The organism is Flavobacterium magnum (assembly GCF_003055625.1).
GTDB lineage: Bacteria > Bacteroidota > Bacteroidia > Flavobacteriales > Flavobacteriaceae > Flavobacterium > Flavobacterium magnum.
In genome coordinates this window covers 2163790-2178524 of record NZ_CP028811.1, presented here as the reverse complement: position 1 = coordinate 2178524, position 14735 = coordinate 2163790, and the positions used below count along the sequence as shown (strand labels likewise).

Sequence of the window (14735 nt, the reverse complement as noted above, 5' to 3'; positions counted from 1 at the left end):
CATTTTGTTATTTACCTTCAGGTCTTTTGGCCGGACCGACTGATTGCCATAGTTTTGCACAAAACTTCAATCATGCAGCCAAAAGACCTGCTTTCATTAGCATCAGCATTCGGAAGTCCGCTTTACGTTTACGACGCCGAAAAAATAGCTTCCCAATACGCCCGGCTCACCGATGCCTTTTCCAAAACTGGCAGTCTGCGTATCAATTATGCAGTCAAAGCGCTATCGAACATTGCCATTTTAAAATTGTTCAGGAAACTCGGGGCCGGACTCGATACCGTCTCGATACAGGAAGTGCAATTGGGTCTGCACGCGGGATTTGAGCCCAACAAGATCATCTACACCCCAAACGGCGTGTCGTTCGAAGAGATTGAGGAAGCCGCGCATCTGGGCGTACAGATTAATATCGACAACCTCAGCGTGCTCGAGCATTTTGGTGCCAGGTACCCTAAGGTGCCCGTCTGCATCCGCATCAATCCGCATGTTATGGCGGGTGGCAACAGCAACATCTCGGTGGGGCATATCGACAGCAAGTTTGGTATATCGATCCACCAAATGCCGCATATTTTGAGGATAGTGGAAAATACGGGCATGCACATCAACGGCATACACATGCATACGGGCTCAGACATCCTCGACATCGAAGTATTCCTGTATGCCGCGGAAATCCTGTTTGATGCCGCAAAGCATTTTGCAACACTGGACTTCCTGGATTTCGGGAGCGGATTCAAGGTGCCTTACAAAAAAGGCGACATACAGACAGACATTGAAGAGCTCGGCAGGAAACTTTCCAAACGCTTTAATGCTTTTGAAAAAGAATATGGCAGGAAACTCACGCTCGCTTTTGAGCCCGGAAAATTCCTCGTCAGCGAAGCGGGCTATTTCCTGGCGAAGGTGAATGTCGTCAAGCAAACCACCTCGACCGTTTTTGCGGGTATCGACAGCGGCTTCAACCATCTGATCCGACCCATGCTATACGGATCTCAGCATTACATTGAAAATATTTCCAACACCAAAGGCAAGGAGCGATTTTATACTGTAGTGGGATATATTTGCGAAACCGATACGTTTGCCAACAACTGCCGCATCCACGAGATCAGCGAAGGTAACATACTTTGTTTCCACAATGCGGGGGCTTATTGTTTTTCAATGTCATCCAATTACAATTCGAGGTTCAGGCCTGCTGAAGTGCTTTGGTACAACGGAAAAGGTTTGCTGATCCGTGAGCGTGAAACGTTTGACGACCTGCTTAAAAACCAGGTAGACGTTGCGTTAGATTAAGAATACATCACAAAAGCGCGGTGTATTTTTCCGGTGTCATTGAAAAACAGGCTTTCGGCCGATTTCCTCCCGGTCGCGGTATTGATGTAGTAAATCGTCAGGCTGTTGATGCCGGTCAGTACGTCGAGTATTTCGAAATGCAGGTCAGGAATACGCTGCAACCCGATCTGCCAATATTCGCGAACCGCTTCCTTTCCGTGCACGACGCCCTCGTTACCGGCCAACAGCTTTGCCGCCATCGGGGTTTCAATCGTGAAATTATCGGAGTAATGCGAGAGGATGGCATCAAGATTATGGGCATTCCAGGCAGCGGCCCAGGTGTCGGCAAATGATTTTGCAAAAGTTTCGGTGACCATTATTCTTCGTTTAAAATTTCAGGCAAAACGATGCACTCGGAGCCATTAGGGAATGTGATCCCCAATTTTTGTGCCAATGTCGGGGCAATCTGCGTGATGGTTTTTTTATCGTGCGAGATGCCTTTCCTGACATGCCAACCGTAAAATATCGCCGGAACATGCGTGTCATAACTGTAAGGCGTGCCGTGCGATGTGCCCGTGGGTCCGTATTCGATGTAGCCGGGACGGAACAACACCACCAGGTCCCCGTTTTCGCGCGGATCATATCCTTTTGCAATGCAACTCAAATAATAATCGGCGCCGCCGGCATGTATGATGACTTCTTTTGAATACACCCGTTTGGTTTGCGGCAGCGTCATCAGGTAATCGGACAGTGCGCTTTTGACCTTTTCAGGCTCCAGCGATTTATCCTTGAGTGCCTGCCTGTTCAGGTACAGGTTGTTGTTGGAAAAATCGGCAATAACGTCTGTCCCAAAAGTATCCAGGGAAAACTGCTTCAGGTTTTTGGACATTTCGCCGAAAGGAATGTTCGTCACATCGTATTTGTGGTCTTTAAGGAACGTGACATTTTCAGCCCCGGCGTGGTCCGCGGTAAGGAACATCAGATAGTTGCCTTTGCCCACTTTACCGTCGAGGTACGCAATGAGGTCTGCGATATTACGATCCAAACGCAGATAGGTGTCCTGCAATTCGACCGATCTTGGTCCGATGATATGCCCTACATAATCCGTCGAGGAAAAACTCACGGTCAGGAAGTCCGTGTCATTATCGACGCCCAAACTTTCCTGATCCACGGCAACCTTCGCAAACTCGAGCAACAGGTCATTCCCGAAGGGCGTGGCGCGCAGTATCCCTGCATCATTTTTCGCGTACATTTCCTTAAGGTCATACGGGAAAACCGGTGCCTTGCCATAGAGTTTCCCTTCATACTTGTTGTCATCGGCGAGACTTTCGTTGTAGGCTTCTTCCGGCAAAAGCAAATCCCAGCCCTTATTGATGTACGACATGAACCTTTTCTGCGCATTAAACTTCGTTACCCACTCCGGCAATTGCTGTCCATAAAAGGTACTCGAAATAAATTCACCTGTCTTGCTGTACCAGAAAGCCCAGTTCGCAAAATGCCCCGCCGGCAGGATGGCACCGCGGTCCTTCAGGCTCATCCCGATCACTTTGCCCTTAAAATTGGTTGAAAGCCGCAGTTCATCAGTGATGGTCGTGGCAAGCAGGTTTTTCGGTGACATGGCGCCTTCCTGTGGGGTGCCGTTACCGACAGTTGTCACGCCGGCATCATCGGTGCAATAGCGTTCCTTGCCCGTACTGGCTGAATACCACTCATTGCTGACAATACCGTGAACCGACGGCGTGGTGCCCGTGTAAATAGAAGCGTGTCCGGGCGCGGTATACGTGGGCATGTAGTTGTAATGCATGTTTTCGAAAACGAAGCCGTCGTCCATCAGCTTCTTAAAACCGTTCTTTGTGAAATCAGATGAGAAGCGGTAGAGGTATTCCATTTTCATCTGGTCAACAACGATACCTACGACCAGTTTCGGACGCTGTTGTGCCGAAAGGGCCAGTGGCGCCAGCAGCAATAAAAGTAATTTCTTCTTCATAATGGTTTAAAAATGGTACTGCTGTTTTACCGCCTGCTCAAAGTCACGAATGATGTCCTCAATGATCTCACAGACGGGTTTGATGTCCCTGATCAGGCCGGAAACCTGCCCGATTTCGAGTTCCCCTTCCACCAGATCCCCTTCAAACATGCCGCGTTTTGCGCGTGCGCGGCCCAGCAATTCAATCAACGCTTCTTTGGTCGGCGCGCTCGTGTATAGTTCCTGTACGTCGTGATAAAATTTATTCTTGATCAACCGCACGGGCGCCAGTTCCTTAAGCGTTACGTGGGTCTCCCCTTCTTCGAGTCCGACCACCAGCCGCTTAAACGCCTCGTGCGCGGAACTCTCTGCCGATGCTGCAAAACGGCTTCCCATCTGTACGCCATCTGCACCGAGTACCATGGCAGCGAGCATGCCCCGTCCGGTTGCAATACCGCCTGCGGCAATTAAAGGAATGCTGATTTTTTCTTTCACCATCGGGATCAGGGTGAACGTCGTGGTTTCCTCGCGTCCGTTATGTCCTCCGGCTTCGAAGCCCTCTGCCACTACGGCATCGACGCCGGCCTCCTGCGCCTTGAGTGCAAATTTCGAGCTGCTGACGACGTGTGCCACAGTGATGCCCTTTTCCTTCAGGAAGGCGGTCCAGGTTTTGGGGTTTCCTGCCGAGGTGAAGACAATCCTGACGCCCTCCGCAACCAAAATGTCCATGATTTCCTCGATATTGGGATACAGCATCGGGACATTTACACCAAACGGTTTTGCCGTTGCCGCCTTGCACTTACGGATGTGCTCCCGCAATACGTCGGGATACATCGATCCGGCGCCGATCAGCCCCAATCCACCCGAATTGCTTACCGCTGCTGCCAGTTTATAGCCGCTGTTCCAAATCATGCCGCCCTGGATTATGGGGTACTTGATTTCAAAAAGGCTTGTAATCTTATTCATGAAAGCGTCTTATTGTTTTATGATCCTGCCGGTTGCCTGGACGTTATCGGCTGAAATTTTGTAGAGGTATATGCCTTGTGCGAGTTGCTGCAGGTCTATCTGCGAAAGCGGTGCGTTGATCTGCTGTTTGAAAACCAGCTGCCCGGTGGCATTGTAAAGCACGATCACGGCAGGGACCGAAAAATTTTCGGTTTTGATGGAAAGCGTCTCTTTTACCGGATTGGGATATACGGCATATAAGGGCAGTACCTCATCCTCAATACCCGCGGCAGTGACGGCGGCGGCGAAATCGGGAATGCCGTAACCAAACATTGCATCAGGACTGTTATAATGGTCGGCCGACTGCCTGATCAGGCTGACGATCTCTGCATTGGTCTTGTTGGGCAATGCCTGCCAGAGACAGGCGGTGAGTCCGGCGATGATGGGCGCTGAAAACGATGTCCCGTTGGCACCCTGGATGTCACCGGAGCTGTTTACCACGATGGCCTGTTCGCCCTGGGCCACGACATCGGGCTTTACACGCCCGTCGGCACTCGGGCCGATGGAGCTGAACACCGCATGCTGTTCAGTGGCATTTACGGCACCAACCGCAAGTACGTTGAAAGCATCTGCAGGCACGCTGATGTGTGGGTCGGTCGCACTGCCGCCCGAATTCCCTGCTGAAGCTACTACAACGATGCCGCGCGTAAAGGCAATGTCTGCACCACGCGAGATAAACGCTTTGGTGCCGTTCATATCGCTGTAATCGTAATTGTATGCAGGATTTACGAAGTGAAAATACCCTAATGATGTCGTGATGATGTCGGCTCCCAAACGGTCGGCCTCTTCGGCGGCTTCCACCCAGAGCGATTCCTCGAGGGGATTTTCATCGACGTTGCTTTCGGTGATAAAGAGGTAATAATCGGCATCCGGGGCGGTGCCCACAATCTGGTCCTGCACATAGGCGCCCATGGTGGAGAGTACTGCCGTGCCGTGGTTGTTTGACGTATAGAAGTCGGGCACCCGGTTTACGAAATCATAGCCGCCGAGGATGTGGTTGTTGTTGCGCAGCCGCGAAAAGGCATCGAGCACATCTACGCCGGGGAAGCCCGCATCGAGTACGGCAATGACCTTTCCGGCACCGGTGTAGTCATCGACATGGAGCTGGTTGCCCTGGAGCATGGCTACCTGGTTCTGCGAATTGCCGTAAGGCAGGTTGACCATGGTTTCCTGCGCCTTGAGAAACGATGCCGGACGGTGTGCCATGGCGGGCCGGTTGCCATTGGCATCGAGTGTGTCATCGGCGAAATCTATGGCACTTACGAAGGTGTAATCCAGCAATGACTGAATGTCGGCCACTGTGCCGCGGACGTGTACGGCGTTGAGCCATTTCGATCTGGCGTAGACGGTCACGCCGGGTGTCGACGACACCGTATCGATGTAATCCTGGCTGATGGGAACGTCTTTGACGTCGAGTGCGATATTTTGTGCGGCGCGGCGGTCGAGGGACCTTTGCGTGAGCATGCTCAGGGGATTGGCGAGGTAGCCGGCGGCGTTGGGCTTGTCGGTGAAGTATATCCAGGCGTCCTGTTGTGCTGACAGTGCCGTTGACAGGGTTAAGAACAGTATCAGGATAACTTTTTTCATAGCATTTGAAAAGATAGTTCAAATTTAGGGAAAAAGTTTAATCTTCTTCTTTTGTCTTGACACAAAAGAAGCAAAAATTCAAGCCTCACCCCTTCTGGCTACGCCCAGTTCGGCCGCTGGCCTCGGGTCAGCGACCTGCTATTCCTCGATTCCTAACCCGAGCGCATTAGCGCGAACAGGCGAAGCAAATCAAAAAACTCGCTGCGCTCAGACAGTTATGATTTTTTAACGGAATCTTCGGAATGCAGGTGCCCGCTTCGAAGCGGAAGGGCAGAGTGACATATTCAAGTCGCGGTCACAGTGATGATTGGAGTCGGGTAATATGCTTGATATTACTGCTTGTAAGTTTGGACATTGGCATAAAAAAAGCGCCGTAGGGGTCGGCGCATTGGGGGACTTGAGCGGACCGCCAATTATGATTCCCTGAGCTCGATAGTCATGCGGTCGCTGCGGTGCTGGTTTACGGAGATGGCGTGGGACTGATCCTGGTAGCCGTGAAGGCGGAAGTGCAGGGTGTGGACGCCGTCCGGGAGGGTCTGGAAGCGGAAGTTGCCTTTATTGGTGGTCCTGACGGCGTCCGGCAGGCCGTCGATGGCGACGCTGACGTAGCGCAGCGGATTGCCGGCGTTGTCGGTCACGTTGCCCGTGGCGGCATACGGACGGGCGGGGGTTTTGAGTGCGGTGCGGCGGTTGCGGTAGTCGGCGTAGAAGGCCGGTTCGCGCTTGCGCAGCATGTTGGCGAGGGTATCGAGCCCGGTCGCGGCGGCCTGCGCGTCGTTGAAGCCTTCGAGCAGCTGCAGTGAGGCTTCCTTTTCGCTGAGCTGGTTCTCGCGTGGCTTTGGCATCAGGGCGCCGAAAAGCGCGATGGTATCCGTGAAGGCGGAGTTGCTGTTTTTAGGGATCCCATAGGCCTCGAGCTCGGTGGCGTAGGGCTGCATTGCCGTAACGAGGTTGGTGGCGGTGGCAAACAGGTTGTGGTCCCTCATCTTTTGAAGCGTGTTGACACTCAGGTTCCATTCTTCCGCGAGGGTCACATCCTTCAGCCTGGTGCACAGCGCACAGAGTGCTGCGGTACCGTTGAACACGGCCTCTTCGAGCGCGAGGCGCGCCTCGTTCTTGTTGCCGGTGGCACGTTGGGCATAATGCAGCTGTGCTGCAGACGCCTGCTCGATTTTTGCAATGGCGGCCCTGAGGGCCGCGAGATGCAACAGGGCATCGGGCATTTGGGCGAGGATTGCCGGATCGGCTTCGGTTTCGATGGCTGCGGTCACGATGTACGACGCGAGCTTGTTTTTTTGCTTTCCATTCATCTTTATAAAGTGTTAAGGGTTAGGAATATTGGCTCGCTTCCGGCGAACCATGCGACGAAATAAACAGTTTATTTCTTAATTTTTTGTTATTAGTTTATTTTTATAACATTTTTAACATCGATAATGTTTTGAAACGAATGATATTTTGAAAATTTATATCAATAGTGATGTGCAGCGTTTCTATACCTCCGCAGCCTATCCGATGACCAGCGCGCGAACGTCGATGGTGAGCACGCGAACGTCAATGGTCATGGCGCGAACGTCGATGGTGGGGACGCGAAGGTTGATGGCTGAGGCGCGAACGTCGATGGCGAGTACGCGAAGGTTGATGGTCAGGGCGCGAACGTCGATGGTCGAGGCGCGAACGTCGATGGCAAGGACGCGAACGTCGATGGTGAGGACGCGAAGGTTGATGGCGGGGACGCGAACGTCAATGGTCAGGGCGCGAAGGTCGATGGCGGGGACGAAATGGTATGTGTTAGGTGTGGGTACGTTTTTGCAGGGAGTAGCTGTAGATTTTCGGTGATTGGTGTTTGTTGTCGGTTTTGTTTAGAACTTGGAATTGTGTAGGAAAAGTTTGGGTATATTTGGGTGTTAGCTTTAACTTAAAAAGAAAATAAAAACTTTATGAAACAAAAATTATTACCCATTATTTTTTTAGTCAGTCTAAATATTTCGTGTTTATTTGGTCAAACTAACTCTCAATGGATACATTTTGATTGGCATGGTGAAACTATTTATGGAAAACATTTTGATAAAGTGGCGATGAGTATTCCTCTAAAAGTAGAAAATATGACCTATAATTTTTGTGCGCAATTCGATTTAGGTGCTACGACTACTTTGTTATATGAAAATTCTTTTAAACCGTTTACTAACGATTATCCTGAGATCATGGAAAAGTTAGATACAACCATGACTCCATATTATCTAAATGGGAGAAAAAGCTTTTTTCTAAAAGACATAGACATTCAATTAGACAAAAGTTCATTTCCAAACAGAAATATTGCATTAGTACCCAATTATGGAGACACTTATCAACTGGACTCAATAAATTCGCAATCTCAAAAATTAGTAGGGACAATAGCTCCTGATTTATTTCAAAACAGTTATTTGGTCATTGATTTCAAAAATAATCGCCTAAGAATGTACACTAAACTACCGAAAAAATACAAGAAAGCAGATTATGTAGATGCTACTATTCGAAAGGGAAGAATAAAAATCCCTATTAAAATCGGAGACAAAACCGAATTTGTGCTGTTCGATACTGGAAATTGTATGGGAGATTTATTGCTCGATAAAGAAACGATACTAAAGTTTACCGATGCTAATGAACCAGCTGAAAAACTACTTGATGGTAATACCTGGGGCGATAAGATAACTATTCAAACAAAGCGACTCCGTAATCCAATATTTTTTAATGAAAAGGATATGAAAATCACCAATGCTCAATTTACGGATACTGATGAAGATGTTCAGTTCAATAAAGAGGAAAAAATTATAGGACTAATTGGCCCTTTGCTGTTTGAGAATAAGACAATTATTATTGACTACATTGATAGCAAGTTTGGAATAAAGCAGTAAGCTACAAAAGCCGCAACTGACGTGAAACCGCCGGACGCTATAACATTTCAGGCAGTTTCAAAGCCGTAACTTACCTGATGCCGCCAAACCAACGAAAATTTCAAAACACAATCCACCTATAAACGAAAACGAAAAAACCGTAGCTGCGGTTCTCATGATGATGTCCGAGCGGCGCAGTGAAGACGCATTTAAGACCTTTTACCACCGTGATGCGAAACAGATCGAATATCCCAACCTGGTTACGAAAAATGTGGCTGTAAGAACTCTTGAGGATTTGAAAGCAGGCTCTGAACGGGGCGCTTTATGGGCAAAATGTGGAAAAAGACAGTTGGTTTTCTTGTCACGTAACATTCCTGATCCTGACTCCTGATTCACAACAATGGGTGCGTAAGTTGTGACAGCGCCTCTTTTTCCCTAACTTCGTTTTAAAGACTCACCCGCGGACTTCAATGGCGGGTGAAACAAACACCGCATTCCGTTATGAAAATAAGAGCAGTCCTGTATTTATGTATCGTGTTTATGTTGACGCAGCCGGTTGCCGCACAAAATAAAAAAAGCAACGGCACGACGGAGGCAAAACCTTTTGTACTGGGCGTTGTCGACGAATACCATTCAGCCCAACTCAACGAAAACCGCATACTCAACATTTACCTGCCCGAAGGCTACGATCCTGACAACGGGACGAAATATCCGGTGATCTATCTGCTGGACGGTTCGGCTGATGAGGATTTTATCCATGTGGTGGGCCTGTTGCAGTTTTATAATTTTGACTGGATCAACCTGGTTCCAAAGTCGATTGTCGTAGGGATTGCATCGGTTGACCGACAGCGGGATTTCACTTTCCCGACCACCGTAGCGGAAGACAGGAAAAAATACCCGACAACAGGCCACTCTGACCGGTTTATGGCGTTTATAGAAAAAGAGCTGCAGCCCTATATTGAGAAAAAATACCATGCGGGTACGGAAAGGACGATTATCGGGCAATCGCTTGGCGGTTTACTGGCAACCGAAATCCTGTTCAAAAAAACGCAGCTGTTTAACCGATACATCATTATAAGCCCCAGCCTATGGTGGGACAACGGCTCATTACTGAATGAACAGACGCCAAACCTGCGGGATGTCGCTGTTTATCTCGCCGTCGGCAAGGAAGGACTCACCCCGACAGCGACTCCGCGGGTCATGGAAGTCGACGCGAACGTGCTGTCGGAAAAGCTTAAAAAGTCGGGTACCGAAGGTGCAGATATCTATTTCGATTACCTGCCCGAAGAGAACCACGCGACCATTATGCACCAGGCGGTGATGAATGCGTTTAAATACTTATACCGCACTGTTCCGAAAAAGTGACAAAAATTTGCGGAGGTATTGGCCTGGCTGCAGCTTATGAAATCACTCCCGAACCGACCAATTCCTCGCCATCATACCACGCGACGAACTGCCCTTCGGTGATGGCCGATTGCGCTTCCGCGAATGACACGTACAAGCCGTGCCCGAACTGGTGCAAGGTCGCTTTTTGCAATGGCTGCCGGTAACGGATGCGTGCCATCGTTTCCCGTTTTTCACCAGGCTTTAAGGCAAGATCTTCGCGGATCCAGTGCACTTCGGACGATTGCACGAACAATGCTTTCCTAAACAGTCCCGGATGTTCGCTGCCCATCCCGGTATATACAATGTTCCGTTCCACATCGGTGGCGACGATGAACAATGGCTCGGCCGTACCGCCCACGCCGAGTCCTTTCCGCTGGCCATTTGTAAAATAGTGGGCGCCCTGGTGCTTGCCAACGACCTTCCCTTTGGCGTCGGCAAACGGGAGCCTGGCTGCTTCAAAGGCGAGCAAATCCAATTCTGAGGTGGTCTCCGGTTTGGTTTGGTCGAATATCGGATCGTCTTTATCTACCTGTATGATCAGGCCTTCTTTGGGTTGCAGTTTTTGCTGTAAGAATTCCGGCAGGCGCACCTTGCCTATAAAACACAGGCCTTGAGAATCCCTCTTTTCTGCGGTGACGAGATCCATTTCGGACGCTATCCTGCGTACTTCGGGTTTGGTCAGTGCGCCAATCGGGAACAGCGCCTTGGAGAGCTGCTCCTGCGAGAGCTGGCATAAAAAGTACGATTGGTCCTTATTACTGTCGATTCCTGAAAGCAATCGGTAGATGGTCTTTCCGCCTTCCTGTGTTTCGGCTTTGCGGCAATAATGGCCTGTGGCTACGTAATCAGCGCCAAGGCTCAGGGCAATCTTCATGAATACGTCAAACTTGATTTCGCGGTTGCAGAGCACATCCGGATTCGGCGTGCGGCCTTTTTCATATTCGGAGAACATATAGTCCACGATCTTTTCCTTGTACTGTTCACTCAAATCGACAGTCTGGAAAGGGATTCCGAGCTTTTCGGCAACCAGCAGCGCATCGTTGCTGTCCTCCAGCCACGGACATTCATTGGAAATCGTGACCGAATCATCGTGCCAGTTTTTCATAAACAATCCAATTACCTCGTATCCCTGCTGCTGCAGCAAATAGGCTGCAACGCTGGAATCCACACCACCTGAAAGTCCGACGACCACTCTTTTCATAGCAAAAATATTCTGCCGCAAATTTACGCAAAATTGTCAGTTGCCTTTCATCATGTGATTGGTTAAAATTATGGCAGCGTAATGCAAACTGATAGCGGTCAATAATACACCTTGATCATCACCTCGCTGTCGACGGTATTGACGGACACGACTTCAAAATGGAACTTGTCGATATCCATCTTCTCGCGGATGGTCCGGCGGATGTGGCTGTCTTCGGGGCTGAAACCGGTTTCGTATGGGATTATCAGGTCGCAATGGTTGCTGAACTGAGAGATTTTATCAAACAAAACCATTGATGCCATTATAAAAAACAGGATGATGGCTGATTGGAACAGGATCAGGATTTCGTATTTCTCGACCGGATACATCACATCCAGTATCGATAAGGTAAGGGACGTAAAAAGAAATATGATCCCGTTGATTGTGAACGCTTTCGCGCGGAAGCGAAGCACGGAAAAGATGGCAAACAGCCCAAATCCGATGCCGACGCCAATATCAATTTTGGTGAAAAGGTAACACAGTGAAAACGTGCAAAGCCCGACAATCATGTACAGCGGATGGATGGTTTCGGCTTTGTTCCGGTTGGAAAAAAAATAAAGGATCAGGACTGAAGCGACCAACAGTGTAAACCTGCCGCCTAATTCGAGTAAGCTCATGGTGTGGTATTTAACAAATATAAAACTAGTCCAATCTGTAAGATACCGGGTTATAGTTTACTCTTGTTTTTTTACAGTTTTAGCGAATTTGACGCGCTCCGGGAATTTTTTCTTTTCCTTGAGTTTGCCGTCCTTATAAAATTCCCAGGTGCCCTTTTTCTGTCCGTTTACGAAAGGTCCCTTCGAGATGATGGCGCCGCCGCCATCCCGGAAAATGGCCATGCCGTCATAGCCGCCGTTTTTGAAATTTGACTCTTCAAGCACCGCACCCTTCTCGGTATATTTTTTGTAGCTGCCATTCCTGACGCCATCTTTATAGGTCGTTTCCTCGGCGATGATTCCCCCTGGGAAAAACACTTTGCGCACCCCGTTGAGCTTGCCATTGGTGTAAAATTCCTGCGTCATGAGGTCTTTGGATTCTTCCTGATAGTACTTCCATTCGCCCTCGTTAAGCTTGCCAACCGTTTTTCCTTCACTGACGACAAAGCCCTTGCGGTCGTAAAGCGTGGTGTAGGCTACCTTGCCATTTTCGCTGAAAGTGCGTGTAGCGATTACTTTCCCGTCCTTCGTATCGTCGAAATATTTGAACGTGCCGGTCTCAATGCCGTGTTCAAAAGTGCCCTCGTAGCGCGGCCTTTTAGACTCGTCGTAAGTGCCTTTCCAAAGGCCGTGTTTTTTTCCGTTGGCATCCGTTTGGTTGATATTGGTCTGGGCCAGCGCACTGAAGCCGATAAACAGGATAAGGAGGTATTTCATTGGTAATTTCATTTAGGCATAAAACTTGTTTGTTGCAAAAATAGTATGTCACGGAATTGAAAAGCCGAAAAAATCCGGAAACCGGAAAGCGTATTGACTTTCAGTTTTCCGGATTGGTATTTCAGGCTTGGCGCTTACTTCTTTTTGGCTTTCTCAGCTTCGGCCTGCTCCATCATCTCCTGAAGTTTTTGCTGGAAACGGCCTCGTTTCTTAGGCTCTTTGAGTTTGTTCTCCTGAATCTGCGCGTGGATCTTATCATTGTCAACGATATAATTCTTGATCACCAACATGATCCCGACGCTGATCAGGTTTGAAATGAAATAGTACAAACTCAGTCCTGAAGCGTAATTGTTGAAGAAAATAAGCATCATCAATGGCGAGATGTAAATCATCACCTTCATGATTTTAGCCATATCCGGCATGCCTTCCTGCTGCGGGGCCGATGCCTGCTGATCGCCCGTAGTCATTTTCATGTAAAAGAAAATGGCGATCGAGGCGAGTATCGGGAACAGGCTGATGTGGTTTCCGTAAAGCGGGATGTAGAACGGCAATTTGTAAACCGAGTCAAACGATGAAAGGTCGGTAGCCCAAAGGAATCCTTCCTGCCTGAGGCTCAACGCCGATGGGAAAAACTGGAATAACGCATAGAATACGGGCATCTGCAGCAGCGCGGGAATACAGCCTGCCATCGGGTTTACACCCGCCTTGCTGTACAATTTCATTGTCTCCTGTTGCTTCTTCATCGGGTCTTTCTTGAACTTTTCGTTGAGTTCAGCAATCTCGGGACGCAGTACTTTCATTTTGGCCTGTGAGAGGAATGATTTGTAAGTGACCGGCGACATCAGGAGTTTGATCAGGATCGTAAAGAATATAATCGCCAATCCCTGAGACATGATCAGGCTCAGCACATCATAAGCGGGTATGAAAAGGTAGCGGTTGATCCAGCCGAAAATACCCCATCCCAGTGGGACGATTTTCTCGATATTCCGGTCGTAGGTCTTCAGGATCTTATAATCTGTAGGACCGTAATACCAATTCATTTTCTGGGCCAGTTCCCCATTTTCGAAAGCGAGCGGCACCGTCGCACGAAATTGTTTGGTGAACGTGCTGTCGGTCTTTTCATCATGAACAAGGTTGTTGGAATACAGTTCGGCTTTGGCGAATGGCTTGTCAGTCAGCAATATCGAGGTAAAAAAGTGCTGCTTAAAGGCAATGTAGGATACCTTTTCTACCGATTCCGTCTTGTCCTTGCCCTGTCCGAGGTAATCGTTTTTACCGTCTTCATATTCATATCTTAAATCTGCGTAACGCGACTCATACGTAGCGCTCTTCTCGTTGCGGTAGCTTTTCAGGTTCCATTCGAGGTCTGCCGGTTTTGATGTGTTCAGCACCTTGGCAAGTCCCTGGGAACGCACGCTGAAATCCAGCATGTAGTTGTCCGGTTTGAGCACATACTGGTACTCGAGGAATGCATCAGGTCCTGATTTGAGGCGCATCGTCAGGATCTGATTCTCGCCGGATTTGGTAAGCGTCGGCTCAAAGTACATATTCCTGGTGTCGATGACGCGGTTGTCCTGGGTTTGCAGACGGATGTTGAGCCCGGCGTTGTTGTCTTTGATCAGTTCGACAAGGTCGCCCGAGCCTTTCCTGATTTTTTCATACCCTTTCAGTTTCGCATTGATGATGTAACCGCCCTTATTGGCAATGGTCAGGCTGACCAGTTTGTTTTCGATAGTCGTAAAATTTTCCTTTGCGGACGGAAGGGTCGCCGAATAGGCAAAATCACCCAAAGTGCTGCGAAGTTTCGCCAGTTGGGCAGAATCGCCTGCGGTGGAATCAGCCGGCAGTGCCGTAATCACTTTTGTTGGGGCGGTCTTCGAGGCAGCTGCAGCGGCTTTGGCGGCCTGTTCTTTCTTTGCTTTGGCGGCCTGTTCCTCTTTGGTGAGTTGCTTGGGCAGCATCATCCACATAAATACTACAAAAATCAGTACAAAACCGATAATTGATTTTACGTCTAACTTCTTTTCTTCCATTTTGTCTTATAGCCT

At 49.1% G+C, this 14735-nt stretch carries 12 protein-coding genes; 3 read left to right on the top strand and 9 right to left on the bottom strand.

From position 1 onward, the window contains the following. Positions 1–72: 72 nt before the first annotated feature. The gene (gene lysA / locus HYN48_RS09080) at positions 73–1281 is read left to right on the top strand and encodes a diaminopimelate decarboxylase (RefSeq protein ID WP_108370864.1); all 1209 of its coding nucleotides are present in this window, start codon (positions 73–75) and stop codon (positions 1279–1281) included. Here lysA and HYN48_RS09075 read toward each other — a convergent pair. The 5 genes from HYN48_RS09075 to HYN48_RS09055 form a co-directional block, all read right to left on the bottom strand. Beyond that, a complete protein-coding gene (locus HYN48_RS09075) occupies positions 1278–1637 on the bottom strand; it encodes a nuclear transport factor 2 family protein (protein WP_108370862.1) in 360 nt (119 codons plus the stop codon). The genes lysA and HYN48_RS09075 overlap by 4 nt on opposite strands. Further along, positions 1637–3247 (bottom strand): alkaline phosphatase PafA, encoded by a 1611-nt coding sequence (pafA, locus tag HYN48_RS09070; RefSeq protein WP_108370859.1) that lies wholly within the window; start codon positions 3245–3247, stop codon positions 1637–1639. The genes HYN48_RS09075 and pafA overlap by 1 nt, the downstream gene beginning before the upstream one ends. Positions 3248–3253: 6 nt before the next feature. Beyond that, a complete protein-coding gene (locus tag HYN48_RS09065) occupies positions 3254–4192 on the bottom strand; it encodes an NAD(P)H-dependent flavin oxidoreductase (protein ID WP_108370856.1) in 939 nt (312 codons plus the stop codon). A 9-nt stretch (positions 4193–4201) separates the two neighbouring features. Further along, a complete protein-coding gene (locus HYN48_RS09060) occupies positions 4202–5818 on the bottom strand; it encodes a S8 family serine peptidase (protein WP_108370854.1) in 1617 nt (538 codons plus the stop codon). A gap of 413 nt (positions 5819–6231) precedes the next feature. Beyond that, positions 6232–7128 carry a carboxypeptidase regulatory-like domain-containing protein gene (locus HYN48_RS09055; protein ID WP_108370852.1) on the bottom strand — a complete coding sequence of 299 codons (897 nt, stop codon included), beginning with the start codon at positions 7126–7128 and terminating at the stop codon, positions 6232–6234. A gap of 627 nt (positions 7129–7755) precedes the next feature. Between HYN48_RS09055 and HYN48_RS09050 the strand changes: the two genes are divergently transcribed. Beyond that, positions 7756–8709, top strand: coding sequence for a hypothetical protein (locus HYN48_RS09050; RefSeq protein ID WP_108370850.1), 954 nt, complete (start codon positions 7756–7758; stop codon positions 8707–8709). 480 nt (positions 8710–9189) lie between these two features. Further along, positions 9190–10053, top strand: a complete 864-nt coding sequence (locus HYN48_RS09040; protein ID WP_108373513.1) for an alpha/beta hydrolase — start codon at positions 9190–9192, stop codon at positions 10051–10053. A 34-nt stretch (positions 10054–10087) separates the two neighbouring features. On the opposite strand, the gene mnmA is transcribed toward HYN48_RS09040, so the two are convergent. From mnmA to yidC, 4 genes are all read right to left on the bottom strand, one after another. Next, positions 10088–11275 carry a tRNA 2-thiouridine(34) synthase MnmA gene (gene mnmA / locus HYN48_RS09035; protein ID WP_108370846.1) on the bottom strand — a complete coding sequence of 396 codons (1188 nt, stop codon included), beginning with the start codon at positions 11273–11275 and terminating at the stop codon, positions 10088–10090. 98 nt (positions 11276–11373) lie between these two features. Further along, complete coding sequence (locus tag HYN48_RS09030; RefSeq protein ID WP_108370843.1) at positions 11374–11931, bottom strand: DUF4956 domain-containing protein; 558 nt, start codon at positions 11929–11931, stop codon at positions 11374–11376. 57 nt (positions 11932–11988) lie between these two features. Next, complete coding sequence (locus HYN48_RS09025) at positions 11989–12687, bottom strand: toxin-antitoxin system YwqK family antitoxin (RefSeq protein ID WP_245945943.1); 699 nt, start codon at positions 12685–12687, stop codon at positions 11989–11991. Between the two features lie 134 nt (positions 12688–12821). Then, the gene (gene yidC / locus HYN48_RS09020; protein ID WP_108370839.1) at positions 12822–14720 is read right to left on the bottom strand and encodes a membrane protein insertase YidC; all 1899 of its coding nucleotides are present in this window, start codon (positions 14718–14720) and stop codon (positions 12822–12824) included. Between the last annotated feature and the right edge of the window lie 15 nt (positions 14721–14735).